Source organism: Saccharophagus sp. K07, assembly GCF_014336955.1.
GTDB lineage: Bacteria > Pseudomonadota > Gammaproteobacteria > Pseudomonadales > Cellvibrionaceae > UBA5868.
On sequence record NZ_QRAI01000003.1, the window covers coordinates 497,293 to 521,896 of the forward strand.

22 protein-coding genes are annotated in these 24,604 nt (G+C 52.1%); 17 read left to right on the forward strand and 5 right to left on the reverse strand.

The window, feature by feature from the left end; translation table 11 throughout:
• The first annotated feature begins 1 nt into the window (after window position 1).
• The 3 genes from DWB84_RS19385 (at window position 2) to slmA (ending at window position 4,579) form a co-directional block, all read left to right on the forward strand.
• Window positions 2-2,509: a phosphomannomutase/phosphoglucomutase gene (locus DWB84_RS19385; protein WP_370589707.1), complete on the forward strand. Its 2,508-nt coding sequence runs from the start codon at window positions 2-4 to the stop codon at window positions 2,507-2,509.
• Between the two features lie 79 nt (window positions 2,510-2,588).
• Window positions 2,589-3,488: an acetylglutamate kinase gene (argB, locus tag DWB84_RS11870; protein ID WP_187410003.1), complete on the forward strand. Its 900-nt coding sequence runs from the start codon at window positions 2,589-2,591 to the stop codon at window positions 3,486-3,488.
• Between the two features lie 485 nt (window positions 3,489-3,973).
• A complete protein-coding gene (gene slmA / locus DWB84_RS11875; protein WP_187410004.1) occupies window positions 3,974-4,579 on the forward strand; it encodes a nucleoid occlusion factor SlmA in 606 nt (201 codons plus the stop codon).
• A 14-nt stretch (window positions 4,580-4,593) separates the two neighbouring features.
• Here the strand turns inward: slmA and DWB84_RS11880 are convergent, their stop codons facing one another.
• Entirely contained in the window at window positions 4,594-5,244 is a 651-nt protein-coding gene (locus tag DWB84_RS11880; RefSeq protein WP_187410005.1) for a hypothetical protein, read from the reverse strand.
• Window positions 5,231-5,872 carry an orotate phosphoribosyltransferase gene (gene pyrE / locus DWB84_RS11885; RefSeq protein ID WP_187410006.1) on the reverse strand — a complete coding sequence of 214 codons (642 nt, stop codon included), beginning with the start codon at window positions 5,870-5,872 and terminating at the stop codon, window positions 5,231-5,233. Before pyrE ends, DWB84_RS11880 begins: the two co-directional genes overlap by 14 nt.
• Before the next feature lie 304 nt (window positions 5,873-6,176).
• On the opposite strand from pyrE, the gene DWB84_RS11890 reads away from it, so the two are divergent.
• The 3 genes from DWB84_RS11890 (at window position 6,177) to DWB84_RS11900 (ending at window position 9,941) form a co-directional block, all read left to right on the forward strand.
• On the forward strand, window positions 6,177-6,950 hold the full coding sequence (locus DWB84_RS11890; protein WP_187410007.1) for an exodeoxyribonuclease III: 774 nt from the start codon (window positions 6,177-6,179) through the stop codon (window positions 6,948-6,950).
• A 628-nt stretch (window positions 6,951-7,578) separates the two neighbouring features.
• The gene (locus DWB84_RS11895; RefSeq protein ID WP_187410008.1) at window positions 7,579-8,454 is read left to right on the forward strand and encodes a DUF6502 family protein; all 876 of its coding nucleotides are present in this window, start codon (window positions 7,579-7,581) and stop codon (window positions 8,452-8,454) included.
• A gap of 2 nt (window positions 8,455-8,456) precedes the next feature.
• Window positions 8,457-9,941, forward strand: a complete 1,485-nt coding sequence (locus DWB84_RS11900; protein WP_187410009.1) for a DUF5666 domain-containing protein — start codon at window positions 8,457-8,459, stop codon at window positions 9,939-9,941.
• 53 nt (window positions 9,942-9,994) lie between these two features.
• On the opposite strand, the gene rph is transcribed toward DWB84_RS11900, so the two are convergent.
• On the reverse strand, window positions 9,995-10,714 hold the full coding sequence (rph, locus tag DWB84_RS11905; RefSeq protein ID WP_187410010.1) for a ribonuclease PH: 720 nt from the start codon (window positions 10,712-10,714) through the stop codon (window positions 9,995-9,997).
• 100 nt (window positions 10,715-10,814) lie between these two features.
• On the opposite strand from rph, the gene DWB84_RS11910 reads away from it, so the two are divergent.
• From DWB84_RS11910 to DWB84_RS11945, 8 genes are all read left to right on the forward strand, one after another.
• Window positions 10,815-11,681, forward strand: coding sequence for a YicC/YloC family endoribonuclease (locus DWB84_RS11910; protein WP_187410011.1), 867 nt, complete (start codon window positions 10,815-10,817; stop codon window positions 11,679-11,681).
• Between the two features lie 257 nt (window positions 11,682-11,938).
• Window positions 11,939-12,649 (forward strand): DUF4197 domain-containing protein, encoded by a 711-nt coding sequence (locus DWB84_RS11915; protein WP_187410012.1) that lies wholly within the window; start codon window positions 11,939-11,941, stop codon window positions 12,647-12,649.
• Between the two features lie 98 nt (window positions 12,650-12,747).
• The gene (locus DWB84_RS11920; RefSeq protein ID WP_187410013.1) at window positions 12,748-15,300 is read left to right on the forward strand and encodes an amino acid adenylation domain-containing protein; all 2,553 of its coding nucleotides are present in this window, start codon (window positions 12,748-12,750) and stop codon (window positions 15,298-15,300) included.
• Window positions 15,293-16,453 carry a GNAT family N-acetyltransferase gene (locus DWB84_RS11925; protein ID WP_187410014.1) on the forward strand — a complete coding sequence of 387 codons (1,161 nt, stop codon included), beginning with the start codon at window positions 15,293-15,295 and terminating at the stop codon, window positions 16,451-16,453. The genes DWB84_RS11920 and DWB84_RS11925 overlap by 8 nt, the downstream gene beginning before the upstream one ends.
• A 143-nt stretch (window positions 16,454-16,596) precedes the next feature.
• The gene (gene gmk, locus DWB84_RS11930; protein ID WP_187410015.1) at window positions 16,597-17,214 is read left to right on the forward strand and encodes a guanylate kinase; all 618 of its coding nucleotides are present in this window, start codon (window positions 16,597-16,599) and stop codon (window positions 17,212-17,214) included.
• A 156-nt stretch (window positions 17,215-17,370) separates the two neighbouring features.
• Window positions 17,371-17,643, forward strand: coding sequence for a DNA-directed RNA polymerase subunit omega (gene rpoZ, locus DWB84_RS11935; RefSeq protein WP_187410016.1), 273 nt, complete (start codon window positions 17,371-17,373; stop codon window positions 17,641-17,643).
• 18 nt (window positions 17,644-17,661) lie between these two features.
• Window positions 17,662-19,770 carry a bifunctional (p)ppGpp synthetase/guanosine-3',5'-bis(diphosphate) 3'-pyrophosphohydrolase gene (locus DWB84_RS11940; RefSeq protein WP_187410017.1) on the forward strand — a complete coding sequence of 703 codons (2,109 nt, stop codon included), beginning with the start codon at window positions 17,662-17,664 and terminating at the stop codon, window positions 19,768-19,770.
• Window positions 19,771-19,818: 48 nt separating this feature from the next.
• Window positions 19,819-20,202 (forward strand): RidA family protein, encoded by a 384-nt coding sequence (locus DWB84_RS11945; protein ID WP_187410018.1) that lies wholly within the window; start codon window positions 19,819-19,821, stop codon window positions 20,200-20,202.
• A 74-nt stretch (window positions 20,203-20,276) separates the two neighbouring features.
• Here the strand turns inward: DWB84_RS11945 and coaD are convergent, their stop codons facing one another.
• Window positions 20,277-20,771: a pantetheine-phosphate adenylyltransferase gene (coaD, locus tag DWB84_RS11950; RefSeq protein WP_187410118.1), complete on the reverse strand. Its 495-nt coding sequence runs from the start codon at window positions 20,769-20,771 to the stop codon at window positions 20,277-20,279.
• 72 nt (window positions 20,772-20,843) lie between these two features.
• A complete protein-coding gene (gene rsmD / locus DWB84_RS11955; protein WP_187410019.1) occupies window positions 20,844-21,440 on the reverse strand; it encodes a 16S rRNA (guanine(966)-N(2))-methyltransferase RsmD in 597 nt (198 codons plus the stop codon).
• 353 nt (window positions 21,441-21,793) lie between these two features.
• On the opposite strand from rsmD, the gene ftsY reads away from it, so the two are divergent.
• From ftsY to ftsX, 3 genes are read left to right on the forward strand one after another with little or no spacing between them, the layout of a single operon-like run.
• Window positions 21,794-22,810: a signal recognition particle-docking protein FtsY gene (gene ftsY, locus DWB84_RS11960; RefSeq protein ID WP_370589711.1), complete on the forward strand. Its 1,017-nt coding sequence runs from the start codon at window positions 21,794-21,796 to the stop codon at window positions 22,808-22,810.
• Window positions 22,807-23,475, forward strand: a complete 669-nt coding sequence (gene ftsE, locus DWB84_RS11965) for a cell division ATP-binding protein FtsE (protein WP_187410021.1) — start codon at window positions 22,807-22,809, stop codon at window positions 23,473-23,475. Before ftsY ends, ftsE begins: the two co-directional genes overlap by 4 nt.
• Window positions 23,472-24,446, forward strand: coding sequence for a permease-like cell division protein FtsX (gene ftsX / locus DWB84_RS11970; protein WP_187410022.1), 975 nt, complete (start codon window positions 23,472-23,474; stop codon window positions 24,444-24,446). The genes ftsE and ftsX overlap by 4 nt, the downstream gene beginning before the upstream one ends.
• The last annotated feature ends 158 nt before the right edge of the window (window positions 24,447-24,604 follow it).

The window sequence follows — 24,604 nt, forward strand, 5'->3', positions numbered from 1 at the left end:
TGTGGCTTCACCCTTAATAAAAGACATACAGAAAAAAAATAAAAAAGAGTTAAAAACCAGTATTCTGAGTGTCCCTTTAACAAAAATTCGCCAGCTTTTGGCGCGCTCACCTATTACCAGTGCAGTGGTATTGAGTATTTTGCTTGGCCTAGCCATCAATGCCGTGGGAGGGTTGATTGCCTGGCAAAAATATGTGGTGCAGGAGCGCCATCGCCAGCTCGAAACTTTCGCGGAACATCATGCGCGTGTCGCAGCTGCTAATGTCGCCAACTATATGCACGCTGCCTACGAAAAACTCGCATTTTTCACCAAGAGCAGCAGTTTGGCGACGGCGCTGACTTATCGGGATCCCGTGGGACTGCTGGAGATCGATAAAGCCCTGCGAAATAGCTTCCCGCGCGCGCAGGCAATACGAATTTTTCGCACCGGCGAAGCCAAAGTAGATCTCGATGGTGATCCGCCTTTGCGCTTTGCCGAAGTTGAAATCATAAAAAAGGCGGAACAGCGGGAAAAAGTGGTGCCAGAAGCGCTGGATATTGGCGGCGGATGGCGCGTCAATATTGTGGTGCCCGTTCCCCAGGATCCGCAGAAGGACGTATTGGGCACCATTCTGGTGACTTTGCCGATGGATGAAATTCATCAAAGCATGCGCAAAGGAATTGAGGATCTCGGCAAAATCAGTCTGTATCAGACCTTCAACCAAACTCCGCGATTAATAGGCTCGTTTGGCAAAGGCACAGTTTATAAAGCAAGAACAATTAATGTGCCGGATTCACCCTGGCAGGTGGAATTTACTGCATCGGAAAAGTTGTTTGAATCTACGCAAATTGATTACGCATTTCTTGTGTTGGTTGGTGCAGTCATATCGCTGGCCTCTATGGCATTTTTTGCTTTAGTCGGTCTGGCTATTGGCAGACAGATTTATCGCAAACAAGTGGCTCTGGAAGAAACGCGCATTCGTATGGGACGGGAACCGCGGGAAAGTGCGAATGTGCCGAAAGAGCGCGATATTCGTGAAGTCATGTTGTTGAAGGAAGACGAAGATTTGTTGGGCTTGGATAATGAACCTGAGTCCGATGATGTTCTGGATATTGATTTGCCGGATGAGCTGAATGGGACGGATGCAACTGCAGCAGCAGTTCCGGATCATATTTTCCGTTCTTATGACATTCGCGGCAAAGTGCCGGAAGAAGTCAATAACGATTTAGCTCTTCTCATCGGCAAAGCCTTAGGCAGTGAGGCCTTGGAGCAAGGGGAAAAAGCTTTAATCGTTGCGCGCGATGCGCGAACGCACAGTCCGATTTTGGTTGAAAATTTAATTCGCGGAGTTTTGAGTACCGGTTGTAAGGTTATCAATATCGGCACTGTACCCACGCCTTTGTTGTATTTTGCTACTGAGGTATTGGAAGAATCTTCCAGCGGCGTGATCGTAACAGCCAGCCACAGCCCCGCTGAATACAACGGTTTTAAAGTGGTGATGAAAGGACAGGTGCGTACCGAAGACGATATTAAAGCGGTACGGACACGGATTATGAAACAGGATTTTCGCCAGGGAATTGGCAGTGAGGAAAATGTTGATGTTGTCGACCGTTACGTCGATGCGATTTTTTCCGATATCGCCCTGGCGGGCGATATCAGCATCGTTATAGATGCTGGCAGTGGTGTAACCGGTAAGGTTGCACCGCGCCTGTTTGAGGAATTGGGATGCCGAGTTATACCCTTGTATTGCGATCTCGACGGCAATTTCCCGCACCACGGTCCTGACCCGTCAGTTGAAGCCAACTTGCAAGATCTGATTAAGAAAGTACAAGAGACTCATGCCCACCTCGGTGTAGCGTTTGATGGTGATGGCGATCGCCTCGCAGTGGTGACACCATCTGGTCAGATCATTTGGCCAGATCGCCTGCTGATGTTGTTTGCCAAGGATATACTTGCGCGCAATCCCGGCGCTGATGTGGTGTTCGATGTAAAAAGCTCGCGTCAATTAAATACGGTAGTCAGCAGCAATGGCGGGCGGCCTATTATGTGGAAGACCGGCCACGCACCCATGCGCGCCAAAGTTTTGGAAACCGGAGCATTGGTGGGCGGTGAATATTCTGGCCACATCTTTATTAAAGATCGCTGGTACGGTTTTGATGATGGCATGTACGCGGCAGCTCGTCTGATTGAAATCATGAGTTTGCGCGATGAAGACCTCGATGAAATTTTTGCCGAATTTCCTCCGTTATGTGCAACTCCGGAAATTCGTTTTCCCGTTGCAGAGGAGGTAAAATTTGACCTTATCCGCAGACTGATTGCAGAGGGTGAATTCGAAGACGCAAAAGTCATTACGCTGGATGGTTTAAGGGTGGAATATCCGTTTGGTTGGGGTCTGGTGAGGGCCTCCAATACGGGAGCCGAAATTACCATGCGTTTCGAAGCGGAAACCGAAGAACAAATTCATCAGCTCAAAGCATTGCTGACGCGAGAAATTCGCAAAATTGATTCCTCTGTGGAAATTCGTTGGTAAATACAGATTTACACAAAGAACAATATCAACAGGCCCTTTATGGGCCTGTCATTTTTTAACGCTTATATCAGGAATATACATGACTAGCACAATTGAAAATGCATTGCAGATTTCGCAGGTATTAACAGAAGCGCTGCCCTATATTCAGCGTTTTACCGGAAAAACCATTGTGGTTAAGTACGGCGGCAATGCAATGACGGACATAGAGCTGGAAAACAGCTTTGCTCGCGATATCGTTTTGATGAAACTGGTTGGCATGAATCCAATCGTGGTGCATGGCGGTGGTCCACAAATTGGTGATTTGCTGAAAAAATTGAATATCGAGTCCAGCTTTGTCGATGGTATGCGTGTTACCGACAGCGCCACTATGGATGTGGTGGAAATGGTGCTCGGTGGAACGGTGAATAAACAGATCGTCAGTTTGATTAATCGCAATGGCGGACAGGCGATTGGTGTAACCGGTAAAGACGGAAATCTCATCCAGGCGCGCAAACTGGAAGTCACTCGTAAATCGCCGGAAATGCAGGTGTCCGAAATAATTGATATAGGCCATGTCGGAGAAGTCCGGGCAATCAATCGCAGGGTGATCGATTTATTGGTGCAAAGTGATTTTATCCCGGTGATTGCGCCCATTGGCGTAGGTCCGGACGGATCTTCTTATAACATTAACGCCGATTTGGTGGCGGGCAAGGTTGCCGAAGTATTGCAGGCGGAAAAGCTTATGCTGTTGACCAATGTCTCCGGTTTACAAAATAAGGCGGGAGAAGTGTTGACCGGTTTAACCACCGCGAAAGTGGACGAATTAATCGCAGACGGCACTATTTACGGTGGGATGCTGCCAAAAATTCGCTGCGCATTGGACGCTGTAAAATCTGGCGTAGCAAGCGCTCACATTATTGATGGGCGAGTTCCTCACGCAATTTTGCTAGAAATATTTACCGATGCCGGTGTAGGAACGCTTATAACCAATAAAAATTAAACTGAATTTTTTATAGTAATAGTTGAAGGGTAATAAGATTGGGGCTAGGATAGGCGACGATGATTTTGGTGTCATTACACACCGGTCTTTATAAAACTCACGGATGAGAACTTTCCAATGCAGGACATTTCATTTCTCAGGGAATTCCGGGATTTTGTAGGATCGCTGGAAATGCCCAAGAATCCCGGCTGGTATAAGGTGAGTTTTTACCAACTCTAAAGCCAGACACTCATCAAGGATCACGATTAAGTATTTAGCGCGCGCGGAGACTTGTTCTCCCCGCGCGTGTGCCTGTGGCTCTGATATAAAAGAAGAGTTGAGAATAAGAGCTTTGGGAAGCGACAGGGAAAATCAGCATAAACCAGCTGAATGCAGGCGGGCAGGCAGGGTTCGGCCAGTCAGTTGGAGCGATTAACCATTCCGAACGGCGCACCCGCAGGAGCCGGGTATGTTTCGGGGCGACACTAGACGTTTGAGCGCTATACATGAATTCCACGCAAAACAAGAAGCCGCGACGCCAACAAATCCTTGAAGCGTTTGCACATATGCTGGAGGCCAGCCCCGGAGCTCGCATCACAACTGCAGCCCTGGCCAAACAAGTCGGTGTTTCTGAAGCCGCGCTTTATCGCCATTTCCCCAGCAAAACCAAGATGTTTGAAGGCTTGATTGAATTTATCGAGGAGGCAATTTTTGCCCGGGTAAATATCATCAGCTCCGAAGCCGAAACGTCAGGCGTTGAGAAGTGTGAAAAAATTCTCAACCTTTTATTGGTTTTCTCAGAGCGCAATCCGGGCATCACAAGAATATTGACCGGCGACGCCTTGGCGGGGGAAACCGAACGTCTTCATCACCGGGTCGTACAGTTTTTTGATCGCCTGGAAACGCATTTGCGGCAGATTCTGCGTGAAGCGGAACTGCGGGAAAGTATCAGTCTGCAGTTATCCATCAGTGCGACCGTCAATCTCTGGCTGGCTGTGGTAGAGGGAAAAATCGCGCAGTTTGTGCGCGGACAATTCCGTGTGGCGCCCACCACTGGCTGGACGGAGCAATGGCCCTATTTAGTCAAGGGATGTATTGCTGAGCCGGCCTGAGCTAGCTGATCCTTTTACTTCTTGGCGAACAGGGTTTGTCCCCAACGGAATAAGTCCACCATCTCTTCGTATTCCTGGTGAATCCCGTTATGTTCCCGCTCCCGCTCTTGCAACATGCTTTGAGCGATGCGCAGTTCCTCACGGGTTTCTTCCAGCGTCTTTAAGTGCTGGCGGGGAACTTCTCGGCCCGCTCGCTCGATTTCCGCCGCTTTTTTCATCAAGCTTTCGATGTGATTGCTGATATTGCCGATATTGCTGCGCAGAATTGCAATATTGGCATCGACCTGCGCCAATCTGCGGTCGCGCGCCGCGTAAATCTCATTCTCTGAGCTGTAGCGTTTGGCCAGCTCCTCATAGCGCGCTTTTTTCTCATTCAGCGCGGCAAGCTCAGCCTCCTGCTGCTTCAGTACTTCCGGATCGGGAGCGGGCGGGACGACTCGGATGACCTCGCGGGTGCTTTTATTAAGGACCTTGTACCCAGTGCGAATCGCTTCAGGCGGTATGGTATTGCTGATTACCCGTCCGCCGTGTTTGTTGGTGTACTCGTAGATTTCGTTCTGTCTGGTATCGGCGGCAACATTTAAAGTTACCGCCAGTGACAATAGCGCCGCCAGCACGGGCAAGCGGCCAAACGGCCATACAATGTGATTTCTATAACGAGCCATAAGTCTGCCGATAATTTGCAATTCGGTTCACGATGTCGGGATCACCCTGCTCCTGCAGGTACGTCAAAATGTGCTCAAGATTGATGATGCTCACAACGGGAACCCCGGTACTTTGCTCAAGCTCCTGAATCGCTGATAAGGCTCCTTGTCCGCGTTCTTGGCGATTAAGTCCAATCAGTATAGCTGCGGGCTGCGCCTGGGCTTGCGAGATAATAGACAACACTTCTCGTACCGCTGTTCCTGCTGTGATCACATCGTCTACAATCACCACCCGTCCGCGCAGGGGGGCCCCTACTAGAGTCCCGCCTTCCCCGTGAGTCTTTGCTTCTTTTCGGTTGAAGCAATAGGGCACATCCCGTTTGTAACCATCAGCTAGCGCCACAGCTGTAGTGGAAACCAGCGGAATGCCCTTATAGGCCGGCCCGAAAAGCATGTCGTATTCGATTCCGGCATCTACTAAGGCTGCGGCATAAAACCGGCCCAGTTCCGCTAAGGCGGCGCCGGTCTGGAATTGCCCGGCATTAAAAAAATAAGGGCTCTTGCGTCCGGACTTGAGCGTGAATTCACCGAACTTTAATGCCTGGTGTTGTAATGCCAGCTGAATGAATCGCTTTTGGTACTCTTTCATAAAACCCGTTCTTAGATCTGGATGATTTGTGGGAAAATGCAACTTTTGTGGCAGTTGTGGAATTAAGTAGCGGTTGAGGTTGGAGTTCGAACCGATTTAGCTTGGCCGGAAATTGAGGCTATCCTTATGGGGACTCAGCCACTTTGATGGCAATCAAAATCCATTTTATTCGGCCTCCTTTCCTTTGCACGACTTCAAAGCGAAATGCGTGGAAGCTGTATTGTTTGGTGCTTAAAAAACGGTACTTATTAACAATAATGCTAAAACATCGGTATGATACACAGTCCGTTTGTAAGGGGCCATCATGCGAATCATAACTCTCAGTGTCGACGGTATTCACCAGGCGGCCCAGCGTGGTTTGTTTGATTGGCTGGCAGATCAGGACGCTGACGTTGTATGCCTGCAGGATTTGCGTGCCCTTGAATCCGAACTGGATCACGAGGTCTTCCATCCCCCCGGCTATTTCGCCTATTTTTTCGACTCCGGTATCAAGCACTATAACGGCGTTGCCATTTACACTCGTCATCAACCCAAAGCGCTGATCTACGGTTTGGGTTTTTCCAGTGGCGTCGATATGGAAGGGCGCTACCTGCAAGTCGATTACGAGCATTACAGCATAGGGTCACTGTTGGCGCCGTCTGCAATGTCCGAAACCGAATCCCTGGAAGTCAAAATCAAGTTTTTTGAAGATTTTCAGGCCCTGCTCCACAAAGTGACTCGCAAGCGCCGCAGCTTCATTATTTGCGGCGATTGGGGTATGGCGCACACGCGCAAAGATGTGCAGAACTGGCAGGAAAATCAGAGCACCCCAGGATTCCTTCCCCATGAACAACAATGGATGAACCAGTTGTTCAATCAGATCGGCTACGTAGACGCCTTCCGCCAGGTCAATCGCGACTCCGATGAATTTTCCTGGTGGCCATCCGGCCAGATCGGCGTTGGCGATGGCTGGCGAACGGACTATCAAATCGTTTCCGAATCCATCCGCCGCAAAGTGGAATATGCGGTGATCTACAAAAAACAAACCTTCTCCAGCCACCTTCCGGTGATTGTCGATTACGACATAGAAGATCTGTAATCGTCCTAACTGCCCTTCCCTCCTTCTTTGGTTGCCCTGTCACAGGGCGACTGCTTGAGGTTTTTGCAAATAAGCTCACAAATTTCAGCTCTCCTGCTGTCGACATCTTCTTCCTAAAGGTAATATTTGGGCAATTGTTCCCCAATAGTGGTTTAGTTGGGTCTGAATGTGTTCTGCATGGCTGCTGGTCCCTGCAGGACGCATGCCGCAGCCTTGGTTAGTCTTGGGGGTTGCGGTGCTGGAGTGCTGCTCCGGTGTTCTCTTGCGTGTTAAGAGACAAGGCTTTTTCACTGATGTAATTTGCTGAGCATCGACGGCTTCAAGTTATGCTTGAAGTCCAATGCGTTTGGGGCGCCGCAGCGTCAGTTGCGAGCGCTCTTTTTTTTGTGTTGTAGCAAGTACGTGACGCAGCGTACAAAAATTGCTCACGAATTGAGAGGTATGCACGAAGTCGATCGTGCAAGGTTGTTAATTTAAGGGGTGATCTGATCGCGCGGTTTATATCTGGATAGGAGTTCTTTAAGCAGCCAAGTCCAGGTATGCTCTGCGGTCGAATCCAGCTGAAGCCCTAGCCTGAGTGTGCTAGCGGTATTTGTGCTGAGTGGATCATCGGAGTAGCCGGGAGTTTATGGCGGACAATCTCAAAGCGCACGTTATTGCGACAGTCAAAAGTTTGATGAAACCCATCATCATGTTATTGCTGCGTAATGGCGTCACTTATAAGGAATTTGCGGTTTTGTGCAAATCCATCTTCGTTGAGGCTGCTGCCCAGGACTACGGGATTCGCGGCAGGCCGACTAACGTCTCGCGCATTGCCGTGCTTACCGGGATAGATCGCAAAGAGGTCAAGCGCATTAAAGATTTGCTGCAGGAAAATGTTCTGGCACTTGAAGCGCAATCGTCCCAGGACCGCATCACTCGCATTCTCACGGCTTGGCACAGAGACCCTGAATTCAGTGACGATGAACATCAGGCAAGGCCTTTACCTATAGAGGGTGAGCACGGCAGTTTTCAGTCGCTGGTGCGGCGCTTCGGTGGTGACGTGCCGCGTCAGGCGTTGTTCAAGGAGATGTTGCGGGTTGGTGTTATTGCCAAACAGGACGACCGCGTGACGCCTTTGAGCCGATATTACTTCCCGGCGCAAAGCGATCCGCAGGCGCTGTTGCGGGCGGGCTCAGTGATCAGTGAGCTGGGCGAAACACTTTTTCACAATTTATATGTGGTGGATGACAGCAAGCCCACCTCTAAATATCGGCGGCGGTTTGAGCGTCGCGCGAGCAACAACCAGGTAGATAGTCGGTATGTAAAGGCGTTTCATGCTTTTCTCGAAGCGGAAGGGCAGGCGTTTCTAGAGCGCGTGGATGCATGGTTATCAGAGCACGAAGTGGCAGAGCCGCCCACAGGTGAGGTGGTTCCAGAAAAACGGGCGAACGCAACTACAAGTGTGCGTCTTGGCGTAGGTGTTTTTGCCATAGAAAAATCCGATCGGGACACAGGTAATTAACAATGGGCAGATATTTCAACTGGCAGCGGCTGACAGGAACTTTATTGTGCGCCGTCTTGTTAGGTAGCTGCGGTGGCGGTGGCGGATACGCAGGTATAGACGGCAGTGGTGCCAAGCCAGAATTATCAGTGGTTGGACCTATCAACGGGTTTGGTAGCGTGATCGTCAACGGTGTGCATTACAACACCGACCAGGCGCGAGTCTACGTGCGCGGCGAGCCAGCTTCCGAAATCGATCTCAATGTCGGCGATTACGTCACGGTTGTGGGCGGCACCAACGCTGAGGGCGAACCTGTTGCCTATGAAGTCCATTACCAGCCCCGAGTAACTGGTGAGATACAGTGGATCGATGTGGAGCGCAATCAGCTCTCCGTTCTCGGCCAAGTGATTCAGCTGTTGGTCGACACGGTTTACGCCAGCGACATAATGCCGCAGAACATCCATGGCCTCTCCGTTGGCAAACACATATCGATCAGCGGACCGCTGGATGCCAATCGGGTGATTCAGGCTACTCGCATAGGTTTTGATGAAAGCTCATTTGCCGAACTGGTCGGTTCGGTTGAACAGCTGAATGTCTTTGCCAGAACCTTCGTAGTTAACGGCCAACTGGTGTCTTATGCATCCGTGGCTTCATCTTCTGGTTTGTCGAATGGTCGCTTGGTGGTTGTGCGAGGCTCTGTGGTAGACGAGGTGCTGGAGGCCGAAGAGCTGTCATTCCATCAGGATTACCGCAACCTGCGCCACATTCCGCGCATAGAGTTGTCCGGAATCATTCAGGAAACCAAATCGGACGGTTTGTTCATCATGGATTCCGTGCCGGTTAAAACCACGTCCCAAACCACATTTAGTGGTGGCGATGCGGCGAGTTTGACCGCCAACGCCAAAGTCCGTGTCATAGGCTCAATTGACGCTAACGACGTGTTAATTGCGCAGGAAGTGAAAATCCTGTCCTCGCCGCACACTAAGATTTACGGCAGCATTCAAGAGGTGTATCCGATTTGGGGATATTACTGGTTGCTTGGCAAAATTAAGGTGCAGGATCAGGAGTTTTTGGTTCAGGCAGATACCCGTTTGACCGGTGAGTATGACCGCCGCATCAACTTCTGGGATTTGCGCATTGGCGATCAGGTTTATATCTCCAGTTACACCTGGGGCGATCTGGTGATCGCTAGCAGTATCGCTGTGGACAATCGGGATGTGCAGGCAATGCCGGCAGATCTGATGGGTGGAGCTTATTTCCTGTCGGAGTCGACCCAATCGTTCTTTATCTTTGGCACTAAAATCGTTGTGGGCCCGGACACGCTTTATAAGAAGGGTGAAGCGGCGATTGATAGCGCAGAATTTTTCCGCAGCGGCAACGGCGCCTTTGTAAGGGTGCTGGGTTACTACGAATACGGATATGTGCGCGCAACCCAGATACAGATCTATGTGCCGGATTACAGCAAGCCTTACACAGGTGTGCCCGGATATTATGGAAAGCCGCGCTAGATAAAACGGGAATGGGGAAAAATTGAAACCGGCGGAAAATTCCGCCGGTTTTTTTATTGGTTAAGCGCTTCCTGCTGGTAGGTCAACAACTGCTGGATGCCGTGTTTGCCAAGAGCTAACAACTGCTGAAATTGTTGTTCAGTAAAAGGCTCTTTTTCCGCAGTGCCTTGCACTTCAATGATGCCGCCCTTGTCCGTCATGATCAGATTCATATCAGTATCGGCGGCAGAATCTTCTGCGTAGTCCAAATCGAGCACGGGTTCGCCCTGATAAATTCCCACCGAGACGGCCGCGACCATTCCCAGAAGTGGATCAGTTTTGAGAATTTGCTGCCTTTGCATATGGCGTAACGCATCCACCACTGCGACACAAGCGCCGGTGATGGCAGCAGTGCGGGTTCCGCCGTCCGCTTGAATCACATCGCAGTCCACTGTGATGGTGTATTCGCCCAATTGCTTTAAGTCGACTGCAGCGCGCAGGGAGCGGCCGATCAAACGTTGAATCTCGACAGTGCGCCCGCCCTGCTTTCCGCGCGCCGCTTCTCGATCCATGCGGGTGCCGGTGGAGCGCGGCAGCATGCCGTATTCGGCGGTCAGCCAGCCCTGTTGCGTGCCTTTCAAAAAGCGCGGCACACCTTCTTGCACGCTCGCATTGCAAAGCACTTTGGTGTCGCCAAAGCAGACCAGAACACTGCCTTCAGCGTGTTTGGTGTAGTGACGGGTGATGGATATTGCGCGCAATTGATCGGCTGCGCGGCCGCTTGGACGAGGCATGGAGCACCTTTCAGTGGGAAAAATGTGGCGGGATTATAACGAGCAGGAGGCGAAAACCAATGTGTTAATATCGAGCCTTTGTCGACCGAGGATGAACACAATGCCACGCAGCATGACCGGATTTGCCCGTTTGGAGGCCCAATATCCCTGGGGTCATCTCATTTGCGAAATTCGCACCGTCAATCATCGCTATCTCGAACCCAGTATGCGTATGTCCGAGGCATTGCGCAGTCTTGAGCCGGTTCTGCGGGAGACATTGCGCAATCAGGTTGGCCGCGGCAAAGTCGATGTGGTACTCGCGTTCAAACCGGATGAATCCTCGGGGTTGAGCACTGATTTTAATTACGAGCTGGCGCGCGACGTCATCAAAATGGTGGAGCAGGTTAATCAATTGACCGCCAACCCGGCTCCCGTCAACGCTATTGAGATTCTGCGTTGGCCGGGCGTATTAAAAGCGCGCGAAATCGACCAGGAAGAACTGGAAAAAGAGGCCTTGGCGTTATTCGGCAAAACGTTGCAACAATTACTGGACAATCGCAGCCGAGAGGGAGCGGAGCTTGCGAATTTGCTTGAACAGCGGTTGCAGGCCATTGCTGAACAGGTGACCGATGTGCGCCAGCGTTTGCCGGAACTCGCCGCCCAACAACAGGAGAAATTGCGTTCGCGCCTGGACGCTCTGCAAGTCGATGTAGATGAGGAGCGTTTGGCGCAGGAATTGGTTTATCTCGCGCAAAAAAGCGATGTCGCAGAAGAACTCGATCGTCTGGAAGCCCATATCGCAGAAGTGCGCCGCACATTAAAACAAAACGAACCTATCGGCAGACGCTTGGACTTTCTGATGCAGGAACTCAATCGCGAAGCCAATACGCTCTCTTCCAAATCCACTTCCAGCAGCAATACCCAGTCGGCAGTCGATATAAAAGTGCTGATCGAACAAATGCGAGAGCAGGTGCAGAACATTGAGTAATTCGCGAAGAACAATTTTGCAACAAGGCTCCACTAGGAGCCTTTGTTATTTTCGAGACAGAAAAATTCTTCTGCTTGTGAAAATGATGACGGAATTGGCAGTTGGAGATGCGGGGAAAGCGCCAATTTGTTTCAAATCAAAACCAGGAAGGGAATTTGTTTTTTACACTACCTTGAGTGCCATTTGATTTGACAATTTGCGCCTAGAGGGCGGTATGATGCCGCGCTTTAGCCACTGATAGTCTGTCGAAGGTATTTATGCCACGGTTTCTGATGATTTTCGCAATTGCGCTTGGTTCGGTTGCGTGCAGCAATCTTAATCAGGTGTTGGATACTGGTGCTCAGGTATCCCAAGCGGTTGGTTATAGCCCTGCTCAATTAAACAGCGCGGTAAAAGAAGCGCTGCAACTCAGTGTGACACGCGCAACAGACCAGCTGGGACAGTCTGGCGGCTACACACAAAACAATCGCTGGCGCCTAGGTTTGCCGGAATCAGTGGAGCCTGTAGTAGGCACATTGCGCCAGCTCGGTCTCGGCGGGCCGCTCGATGAAGTAGAAAAATTGATGAATCGCGGTGCGGAGTTGGCTGCTGCCGAGGCGAAATTAGTATTTCTGCAAGCAGTAAAAGATATGCCTGTGCAGGACGCTATTGGCATTATCCGCAGTGGCGGCACAGCGGCAACGGACTATTTTCGTTCTGCAACTGAGGCCCAACTCACAGTGCGTTACAAGTCAATTATGCAGAATCAACTGCAGCAGCTGGGTTTCTACAAACAGTATCAACAAGTGTTGAATACCTATAAAGCGATTCCCTTGGCCAATAAACCGGAATTGGATTTTGAGCAGTATGCTGTTAATCGCGGATTGGCGGCTTTGTATGGACAAATTGCGGAGGAAGAACAAAAGATCCGCGCAAATCCAGTGGAGCAAGGCAGTGCGCTCATTGCCGCGATTTTCACTAAACAATAGTCAGGGACGATGAGCTGTCCACGTGCTCTACCCTGAATATCACGGATGATGGCAAAGGGTCGAGGGATCGCTGACGTCAACGTAGTAGCGGTCTCTCTATGTCCTCATATACATGGAATTTGTTTGCCGCTGAGCGGGAGAGTTGTGGATTTCTCGCGTATGTCGACCATTGGGTCGGACAGCGCGCCGCAGACCCCGCAGTCAGTTTTGCTCACGCAACCCTTACCTATGCTGAACTGGCCGTACTAACACGCCGTATTGCTGCCGGATTGCAAAGATGTGGTGTACAGCCAGGCAGTAAAGTCGGCGTAGGGGTATCGCGTTCGGAAATGCTGGTGCCTCTGTTGCTGGCGGTCTGGTCTTTGCGCGCTGCCTATGTACCAGTGGATCCCAGCTATCCGCCGAACCGCCAATCCTACATTCTGGAAAATTCCCAGGCAGATATTCTGATCGTGGATAAACTGCGACAGGATGTAATTTTTCCTGGGTCTGTCGTAGCTCTTGATTCGTTGTTTGCAACAGATGATGTTGTTAAGCCCCTGGCCAATGTTGGTTATCAGCCAGATGATATCGCTTATATGATTTACACCTCCGGTTCTACCGGAAATCCGAAAGGTGTCGTCATTACTCAGGCCAATCTCATCAATTTTCTCCTTGGTATGGCAGAGCAGCCTGGAATGCACAGTCGTGACAGGCTCTTAGCCGTTACCACTATCTCCTTTGATATTCATATTCTCGAGCTGTTTTTACCTTTGCTGGTCGGAGCTCATGTGATTGTGGCTTCCCGGCAGGAAGCGACCACACCGGATCTGCTGCAGCGTCTGATCGATCAGTGGAAAATTAATATTGTACAAGCCACTCCTGCAACGTGGCGCATGCTGCTCAGTCACAATTGGCAGCCGCGACAGAAGTTGAAGATTTTGGTTGGTGGAGAGGCATTGCCAGTGGATTTGCGTCCATTGATGCATGCGATCTCCACGGAATTATGGAATATGTATGGCCCAACCGAGACCACCGTCTGGTCTACGTGTCATCGAATTGACGAAAGCGATTCGCAGATTTTTATCGGCAAACCTATTCGCAGGACTTCCATTTATGTAGTCGATGAAAAATCAAATCCAGTTGCTGATGGCATGGTTGGCGAATTGCTGATTGGTGGTGCAGGTGTTGCCCTAGGTTATTATCGAAATTCAGCATTGACGGACGAAAAATTTATTATCCAGCCGCAGCTGGAAAATGGGCGGATTTATCGCACAGGCGATGCCGTCATTCAGCGCGGCGACGGCGTTCTTCAGTATGTCGGACGCATCGACAACCAAATTAAAATTCGCGGATTTCGCATAGAACCCGGAGAAATTGAGCATGTGCTTGCGCGCCATCCCAAGGTGAAACAGGCTGCCGTGGTGGCTACGGAGTTAACTGCGGGGGATACCCGCATGATGGCGTTTTATCTCGGTGATTTGGTGGAGTCATCTGAGTTATACGATTTCTGCCATAGTCATTTGCCGCGCCATATGGTACCGCACCACTTTATCTGGCTCGCTGATTTTCCAATGACGGCGAATTACAAGGTGGATCGAAAAGCATTGGTAGCCATCGGCCACCAGCGCATGAGTGAAGGAAGAAAATCATCGGATGCGCGGGACGACCTCGACCACAGCCTTTTATATGTGTGGGAAAAAGCTCTCGGCATTAACGGTATCAGCATTGACGACGATTTTTTTGCGCTCGGTGGACATTCGCTTTTGGCGCTGCAGGTCCTCACGGATATGCATAAAGCAACAGGCCTGAGTTTTTCCTCCTCCGCATTTTTTAAAACGCCAACGATACGGGCATTGCGCGATAGTCTTGGTGATAAGGCGGCCCATGCGGCCAGTGTCGTAAAACTGAATTCTGCCACTGGGGATAATCCGATATTTTGTCTCTGTGGGGTGCAAATTTATCGGGACCTCGCCCAGTGTTTTGAAGATCGGCGTCCAGTGTTTGGCGTTTTTGCCAAAAAGGAATTTACCATTATCGAATCGTCAGAAGATTTGCACTTTTCTTTTGATGCATTCGTGCAATCTTATGTGGATGCAATTAAACGCCAGGGGGGCTATTCCTCCATTACGCTAGTCGGTTTGTCCTTTGGCGGTTTGGTTGCGCTTGAGGTGGCCAAAATATTGCTCGGTCAAGGGGTAAAAATATCCGGCGTAGTCTTGTTGGATTCCTATATTTCTTCCAGTGGTTATAGATCGATTCGCAAACTCATGACGGATTTGCGCAAACGCGTGCAGCGGGAAGGCATGGCTGCCCTGCGACAGATATTCGAGCGCAGTCTGCGGAAAATCGCCGTGAATATGGGTATAGAAGATAATTCCGTCTTCGATCTTTCCAAGGAACAAAAAGTCAGGGAAAGAGCTTACGACCGAGCGGCCATTTTGTTTGAGCGCGCCCCTCGGCACTACGATTTTGATGTTCTGCTGATAAAGGCGACCAAAACGAATTTTGGTTTTGGCTTAAAAGCCAAGCGCGATTACGATCTCAAATCCATAGTCCGCGGCCAGCTAAAAATCCGCGAGGTCGACGCTGATCACGCGAATTTGATGACAGGCAATGCAGTCATGGAGGTTTACGAATCCATTCGTGCATGTGAGCAAAAGAATGGTTGACGTAAAGGCCATCACCGAAGCGAAATCTGCGGCAGTGAATTCAGGCAAGGCCACCGTTCGAATTTACATTGGTCAATCCGGCTTCGCTGAACTTATGCCGGAGTGGCAACAGCTGGCGGCGGCAAAAGCGGCGCATTTCCTTCATTATCCGGGCTGGTACGGAGCAGAGTTAAAAAATCGGCGCAATGATTCGCAAATCTATTTCGTTGCGTGTTACGAGGATGCGAAACTTTTTGCAATTTTGCCATTGGAGCGGACTTTTTGGCGCAAAGGCCGCATTACTGTTCCGGTATTGCAATTGTTCTATCCGAATGAAATGGGTGTTAATGACATAATATCGGACCGTCCGCTGGCGCCTTATCGCGCTACTCTTGTGCAAACGTTGCGTCGCACACTGCCCTATTTTGCTTTTATTCGTTGCCAATGCGTGTTGGAAAATGGATATGCGGTAACTTTACTTGCGGAAGATCAAAAAGCACGCCCGACACACACATCAAAGTACATTGATTTTTCTCAGGGCTTTAATATTTTTTGGGAAAACTACAGGAGTAAGTTTCGCAAAAGCTTGCAGAAAAAAATGCGCAAAGCTGAGGAGCAAGGAGCTCTACGTTTATGGTGCGCAACCAGGTCAGGTGAATTGCCTGAGGCATTCGAGCATTTTCTCGCAGTAGAAGACTCCGGCTGGAAAGGTGATGCAGGTACCAGCATCAAAAAACAGCCGGACAAACTCGCTTACTATCAATATCTCTTGGATCATTACGCGCGTCACGGCTTATGTCAGATTAATATTCTGTACTGCAACGACATTCCCATTGCGGCGCAATTTGGTGTGCGTGTTGGGTCGCGGCTTTTTTTGCTGAAAATTGGTTATCGCGAAGATTTTGCAGCGGTCAGCCCAGGTTATTTGCTGTTGTATAAATTAGCAGAGCAATCAGCGGCACAGGGCTCTATCGACAGTGTCAGCTTTGTGACAGGCGTTAATTGGATCGACCGCTGGCATCCGCGCCATATTTCCGTCGGCATTTTCTATTTGAGTAACGGCAGTTGGTACAGCGCGGCCCTGGTGTGGGCATTGGAAAAAGCAGTGCGATTGCGCGACAGCCGCAAAAAGACAGTTCCTGACGATGACAATTCTGAGGACTCAGATCCATAACATCAGCGCGATTTGCGGCATGGCAGCTTGGGTGAACTTCTGACTGTTTGGGGAAAAGGACGCCGGTCCGTATAATCAGCGCCTTTCCGCTACACTTACTCAACTAGCGCCCCGTTTCGCACGAAGTACAGGAAGGTTTACCCATGATATCCCGAGGCACTCTTTATACGGTTTCCGCTCCATCCGGTGCGGGCAAAACCAGTTTGGTGAAAGCCCTGATAGAGTCCACCCAAGGGATTCAGGTGTCCATCTCCCACACCACCCGCGCAATGCGGCCCGGTGAGGTCGATGGAGTCAACTATCACTTCGTCAGCCAGCAGGAGTTTATGGCGATGCTGGAGCGTGCGGAATTCCTCGAACACGCTCAGGTATTCAATAACTTCTACGGCACCTCGCGCGAATGGGTCGAGGCCACTTTGAAGAGTGGTACCGATGTGATTCTGGAGATCGATTGGCAGGGTGCGCTGCAGATCCGCCGTCTGATGCCCGATGCGGTATCCATCTTTATACTCCCGCCATCGCGCGAAACCTTGTACAACCGCCTGAAAGGGCGAGGCCAGGACTCCGAGGAAGTGATTGCCGGCCGCATGGCAGAGGCCAAAAGCGAGATTTCCCACTACGTCGAAAGCGACTACCTGATCGTCAACGAAGACTTCGCCACAGCTCTGGCGGACCTTCAGGCAGTCATCCACGCCCAGCGGCTGCGCTTGCAGCGGCAGGCGGAAAAACATCAGGCACTGCTGCGCAGCTTGTTGTCGTAACTGACCAATTTGCGTACACTCCGTGCCCCCATCCTGAACTTTGGGCTGTGGCCAAAAGTTGGTTAAAATATGGCCGGCTCGCGTTCCCCTGGCGCACTGCGTTAAGCTATCGCATTAAGCTCCAAGCATTAAAAGCTCATACAAGCGGATCAAAATATGGCACGAATTACCGTTGAAGATTGTCTGGATCATGTAGATAACCGTTTCGAACTGGTTTTGGTAGGCAGCAAGCGCGCTCGCCAATTGGCGATTTACGGCAAAACGCCTTATGTGCCAGAGGAAAACGACAAGCCTACTGTAATCGCTCTGCGTGAAATTGAAGAAGGTTATGTTACTGCCGCCATTCTTGACGAGCCGGAAGAGCGTCCCCCGGTTCAACAGCAACACCACCATCATCAGGATGCATCCTTCGACGCCGGCATGGATTGATTCTGTGGGAGGGCGGCTTTGTTAACCATAGATTCGTTAAGCCACAGACTCTCCTCCTATCTCGAACCCGAGCAGATCAACTGCGTCAAACGCGCCTATTACTACGCGGAACAGGCCCACTACGGCCAGTTCCGCCGTAGTGGCGAACCCTATGTTACCCACCCCCTAGCTGTCGCAAACATCCTTGCCTCCATGCATATGGACCATCAGAGCCTGATGGCCGCCATGCTGCATGACGTCATTGAAGATACCGGCATTGGCAAAGAAGCCATTGGCGAGCAGTTTGGCGATGTAGTTGCCGAACTGGTGGACGGGGTGAGCAAGCTCGCCAAGATCGAATACGAATCCCAGGCAGAGAAACAGGCGAAAAACTTCCAAAAGATGGCCCTGGCCATGGCCAAAGACATCCGCGTGATCGTCGTCAAGCTGGCGGACCGTCTGCACAACATGCGCACCCTCGGTTCCATGCCGCCGGATAAAAAGCGCCGCATCGCCAAAGAAACTCTGGAAATCTACGCCCCCATTGCCCATCGCCTGGGCATGAACGACCTGCGCATCGAATTTGAAGATCGCGGTTTTACCGCCATGTATCCGCTGCGCGCTGCGCGCCTGCAGGCGTCGTTGAAGCGCGTGCGCGGCAACCGCAAAGCATTAGTCGAAGATATTCAGTCCGCGATAGAAGCGCGTCTGCAGCGCGAAGATATCAGCGCTCTGGTGATCGGCCGGGAAAAGCACCTGTACAGCATCTACAACAAGATGCGCACCAAGAACAAATCCTTCCACGAGATTATGGATGTCTACGCCTTCCGCATCATCGTGGAGAACGTCGATACCTGCTATCGCACCCTCGGGGCGATCCACAACCTCTACAAGCCTATGGCGGGCGAGTTCAAGGACTATATCGCCATCCCGAAAATCAACGGTTACCAGTCGCTGCACACAGTGGTGATCGGTATGCACGGGGTGCCTATTGAGGTGCAGATCCGCACCAAGGAGATGGACGAACTCGCCTCGCGCGGTGTGGCGGCGCACTGGCTGTATAAGTCAGTCAACGCGGAAGAATCGACCGACGTGGCACAGGCGCGCATCGATCGCTGGATCAAGCGCATTCTGGAAATCCAGCAGCACACCGGCAACTCCCTGGAGTTTATCGAGAACGTCAAAATCGACTTGTTCCGCGAAGAGGTTTATCTGTTTACTCCGAAAGGAGAGATCATCGAATTGCCCGCCGGCGCCACGCCAGTGGATTTTGCCTACGCGGTGCACACGGCGGTGGGGAACAGCTGTGTTGCCTGCCGGATCAATGACCGCCCGGCGCCTCTGTCGCAGGTACTGCAGAGCGGTCAAAAAATCAAAATCATCACGTCGGAATCCTCTCAGCCCAACCCCAACTGGCTCAACTTCGTCGTTACTGCCAAAGCCCGCTCGGCCATCCGCCACTATCTGAAGAACCAGCGTCACATGGAGTCGGTGGAGTTGGGCAAACGCATGTTTTCGCGCGCCTTGGCCAATTTGGATCTCTCTCTCGAGCAGATCAACCAGGAGCAGATCGCCCACCTGATGGCGGTGCACAATGTGCAGTCCATGGAGGAGTTGTACGAAAGCATAGGTATGGGCCGGCGGGTCGCTATCTCCGTAGCCAAAACCTTGCGGCCTGAAGCGGAAGACCAGCAAGTTAAGGTGGCGCCGATCACTATTGAATCGTCAGACAGCCTGATGATCAGCTTCGCCCGCTGCTGCCGTCCTATTCCCGGCGATCCCATCGTCGGCCATATCAGTACCGGAAAAGGACTGGTGGTGCACCGGGAGACCTGTAAAAACGTCGCCGATTTGCGCAGCAAGCGTGAAAATATCAGCGATGTGAACTGGTCGCTCAAGGTGGAAGGCGAGTTTTTGACGGAGCTGCGGGTGGAAGTCGAGTCCGAACGCGGCATAATTGCCAGTCTCGCCACGCGCATCGCCGATACCCGCACCAGTATCGAAGGTATCCAGGTGAAAGAGCGCGATGCCCAGCACAGCGTCATCACCCTGACCATCGCCGTGCGCAATCGCGTGCACTTGGCGGACGTGATGCGCCGGGTGCGAACCATGCGGTCCGTTACCAGGGTTTCGCGGGCGAAAAACTAAGTCCTGTCATTCATTTTTTCTTTTTGCTGATCCAAGGGCATTTTGACCATGACCAATAAAGCCGTTATCTCTACAGAACAAGCACCCGCCGCTATAGGGACCTATTCGCAAGCCATCAAAGTCAACAACACGGTTTATCTGTCTGGCCAGATCCCGTTGGTGCCCGAAACCATGCAGCTGATCTCCGATGACTTTGCCGCCCAGGCTGAGCAGGTGTTTAAGAATCTGCAGGCGGTATGTCGTGCGGCCAATGGCGATTTGCAGGATATCGTCAAGCTCAATATCTATCTGACCGATCTCAGCAACTTCCCCACCGTCAACGAGGTGATGGGCCGCTTTTTCACTCAGCCCTATCCGGCGCGCGCCGCAATTGGCGTGAAAGAATTGCCGAAAGGTGCTTTGGTCGAAGCTGACGGGATTATGGTGATCTGAGAAAGGAAACTCGAAGGGAGCTAAAGAAGGAGCAGGCTACTGCTCCTTTAGATGTTAGATGTCTAATCCAAGGTTTAGACGTTTGATCCAAGAGACTGATACTTGTCCTTCAACGCCGCTTCCACCGCCGGTGGTACAAACTGATGGACATTGCCACCGAGTGAGGCAATCTCCCGCACCAGAGTCGAAGAGATGTAAGAAAGATGTTCGGCAGGAGTTAAGAACAGGCTTTCCATTTCCGGCGCAAGCGCGCGGTTCATGTTCGCCAACTGGAATTCGTATTCAAAGTCCGACACCGCCCGCAGACCCCGCACGACGCCATAAGCGCCCTGTTCCTTCACAAAGTTCGCCAGCAGGCAATCGAAGCCGCAAACCTCCACATTGTCGAGATCGGCCAGCACTTCACGGCACAGCTGTACGCGTTCGTCCAGGCTGAACAGCGGTTTCTTTTTCGGGCTTGCCGCCACAGCCACAACGATGGAATCGAACAAATGGCTGGCTCTGTGCACAAGATCTATATGACCATTGGTGATGGGATCAAAGGTGCCAGGGTAAACCACGCGCTTGATAGTGGGGGACGACATTAAGGGGTGCTCCCGGTTGATCAAAATTTGATCTGTTTGATCGGTAAAACGCGCATATTACACGCGCCCACTAACGTTTGTCTCATATCGATAGAGCCGATAGCACACTTGGCCCGCCAGCTTCTCCCGGTGAAGCAGCCAATTGGCTGGTGCAATCAGCGCGGCATCGCGCGGAGATTCAACGTAGATCATGGCGCCGTCGCGCAACCAGCCCTCGTTGAGTTTGTTCATGACCGGTTGCCAGAAATCGCCACTGAACGGTGGGTCGAGGAACACTACATCCACTGGCTCGGGTTGCTGATCAAGAAACGCCAGCGCGCTGGTTTGCAGTACCTGGGCGTTATTGGCGCCGAGAAGTTGCGCGTTTTGGCGCAGTTGTTTGGCCGCTGCCGGATGCAGTTCCACCAAGGTGCAATGGCTGGCTCCACGCGACAGGGCTTCTAAGCCGAGAATACCGGAGCCAGCGAACAGATCGAGACAGCGCGCGCCAGGCAGTATGGGGGCCAACCAGTTGAACAGGGTTTCGCGGATGCGGTCACCGGTCGGTCGCAAACCGTCCACTACCGGGAAGCTGAAGGTTCGGCTGCGCCAGCGGCCGCCGATGATGCGCAGGCGGTGGAGCGATGCGGGTGGCTTTTTTGCGCGTGAAGTCAAGGTGTTCTCTTATTTCCTGGGGACAAGTGGTAGGATTACGCCATTTTGCGGAATACGTGAAGGTTATGTTCTCTTTCTTTAAACGTAACAAAAACAAAGATGCAGCGGAAAAGCCCGCCTCGCCCGAATCGACGTCTGAAGTAGAAGTTGCGAGGCAATCTACTCCAGAGCCCGAGGCAATACAATCTTCTACTCCCGCACCGGCTGAAGCGGCGGTCGAGCCTGCTGTCGAAGTCAAAATTGAAGACATTGAGTCTATTGTCGTCGAGGACATTGAGGCTACCGTCCAAGATAGCCAGCCAGTTTTAGACGCCCAACCTGAAGCCAACGCTGCCGTTGAAGACGCCAAATCTATCAGCGACAAGGCTAAACCTAGTGAAGAGACTAAACCTAGTGAAGAGACCAAGCCCGCTGAAGACAGCAATAAGAAGCTCGGCTTCTTCGCCCGCATCAAACAAGGTCTAAAACGCACCAGCGCCCAATTCAGTGAGGGGCTAGGCAATCTACTGCTCGGCAAAAAAGCCATCGACGACGAGCTGTTGGAAGATCTGGAAACCCAGCTGCTGATGGCGGACGTGGGTGTGGATGCCACCAATCGCCTGATCGAATCCCTGACCGCCAAAGTAGCGCGCAAACAATTGGCGGATTCCGACGCGCTCTACATGGCGCTTCAGGCGGAACTGCAATCCCTGCTGCAACCGGTGGAAAAGCCGTTGCAGATTGATAGCTCCCACAAGCCTTTTGTGATTCTGGTCGTAGGGGTCAATGGCGTGGGCAAAACCACCACTATCGGCAAGCTGGCCAAGCGTCTGCAAAACGAAGGTAAATCCGTCATTCTCGCCGCAGGTGATACCTTTCGCGCCGCTGCGGTGGAGCAATTGCAGATTTGGGGTGAGCGCAACAAGGTGCCGGTAGTCGCGCAGCATACAGGTGCGGATAGCGCTTCGGTTATTTATGACGCTATAGCTGCGGCTAAAGCACGCAATATAGATGTAGTAATCGCCGATACCGCCGGGCGCTTGCACAACAAGAGCCATTTGATGGAAGAACTTTCCAAAGTCCGCCGCGTCATGGGCAAGCTCGACAGCACCGCTCCCCATGAAGTGTTGCTGGTATTGGATGCCGGTACCGGGCAAAACGCTGTCAGTCAGGCGGATATCTTCCGCGAAAGTGCGGGAGTGACCGGTATTGCCCTGACCAAACTCGACGGCACGGCAAAAGGCGGGGTGATCTTTGCGCTGACGGAAAAACACCAGCTGCCGGTTCGGTTTATCGGTGTTGGCGAGGGGATTGATGATCTGCAGCCGTTTGCCGCCAAGCCCTTCGTGGATGCCCTGTTCAGCCGCAGCGACAGTTCCGCAACGGCATGATTGAATTCCACAACGTCAGTAAACGATACCCCAACGGCTATGAGGCCTTGGCGGGTGTAACCTTTGATGTCGGCGAAGGCGAAATGGTGTTTCTGACGGGCCATTCAGGCGCCGGCAAAAGTACCTTGATGAAGCTGATCATGCTGATCGAACGACCATCCCAAGGACAGGTGGTAGTCGGCGGTCACAACCTCAACCGGCTGCGCTCCAGTCAAATCCCTTTTCACCGCCGCCAAGTGGGGGTGGTGTTCCAGAATCACCAGCTGCTGTTCGACCGCAGTGTCTTCGACAATGTCGCTCTGCCATTGCAAATTGCCGGTTACCCGCATCGCGAAATTGGCCGACGGGTGCGCGCAGCACTGGATAAAGTCGGCCTGCTCGACCACGAGCGCGCCAATCCCATCACCCTGTCCGGCGGTGAGCAACAGCGTGTCGGCATAGCCCGCGCGGTGGTCAACAAGCCGCCAGTGCTGTTGGCCGACGAGCCCACCGGCAACCTCGACCCCGATCTCGCCGCCGATATCATGCGCCTGTTCAGCGAGTTCAATCAGGTCGGCGTAACTGTGTTGATCGCCAGCCACGACTGGTCGCTGATCCGTTCTGTCGGCGCGCGCGTGCTTACGTTGGAGCACGGCCAGCTGATTCACGACGGAGCATTGGTATGAGTCGTGACCCAGTTGCCCGCGGGGCGCGCCAGTCCCGCACCGGGATAAGCGACCTCTGGCAGGCCTGGTGGCAGCACCACCGCACCTCGGCCTCGGATAGTCTCGGTCGCTTAGCTGACACGCCCCTGCAAACCTTGATGACCGCCCTGGTCGTTGCCATTGCCCTCGCGCTGCCCGCCACCTTGTTATTGGCGCTGGAGAATCTACGTCAACTCGGCGATCGCTGGGATTCCAAGCCGCAAATGACCGTTTTTTTACACAAGCAAGTCCAGGCTGCCGCCATAGAAGGCTTTCAGGCGCAACTGCGGCAAATGGTGGGGGTAAGTTCCGTCGAATATATTTCCCCCGAGCGCGCCCTGCGCGAATTCCAAGCTCAATCCGGCTTTAGCGAAGCCATAGCGGCCCTGGACGTCAATCCATTGCCCCCCGCCGTGGTGGTAACGCCGACAGCAGAGGCTATTGCGCCGGAGCGGTTTGAACAATTACGCCAGCAGATTGCGGCGTCGCCATTGGTGGATGACATCAGTGTGGATATGGAGTGGGTGCGGCGACTGAATGCGATTATGACCTTCGGTCGCCAACTGGTTTTGGGTTTTGCCGCCCTGCTTGGCATAGGCGTGTTGTTCGTGATCGGCAATACCATTCGCTTGGAGATCGAAAGCCGGCGCGAGGAAATAGTGGTGATCAAACTGGTGGGCGGCACCAACGGTTTTGTGCGGCGACCTTTTTTGTATACCGGCTTCTGGTACGGCGTAATCGGCGGTTTGCTCGCCTGCCTGCTGGTTAGCGTCGGGGTGGCATCGCTGGCCGAGGCGGTACGCCAACTGGCCGCCAGCTATCAGTCGACCTTTGAGCTGCAGGGCTTGGGATTGACCGGCTGCGCACTTTTGATAATTTGTTGCGTCACTCTCGGTTTGCTGGGCGCATGGTTGACCGTGGGTCGCCACCTGAGTGCCATAGAACCCCGTTAGTGCTATGGAACACATAGGCTTGTCTAAAATCAAAAGCAGCCCGTGAACTCTGTGGCATTTTTACTCTCAGAGAGCATGACAAACAGGTTAGAAAGCTTGAAAAGCAGGCGGAAAACCTAACATACGAGCATTGGCCTGCAGATTTGGGAGTGCTACAC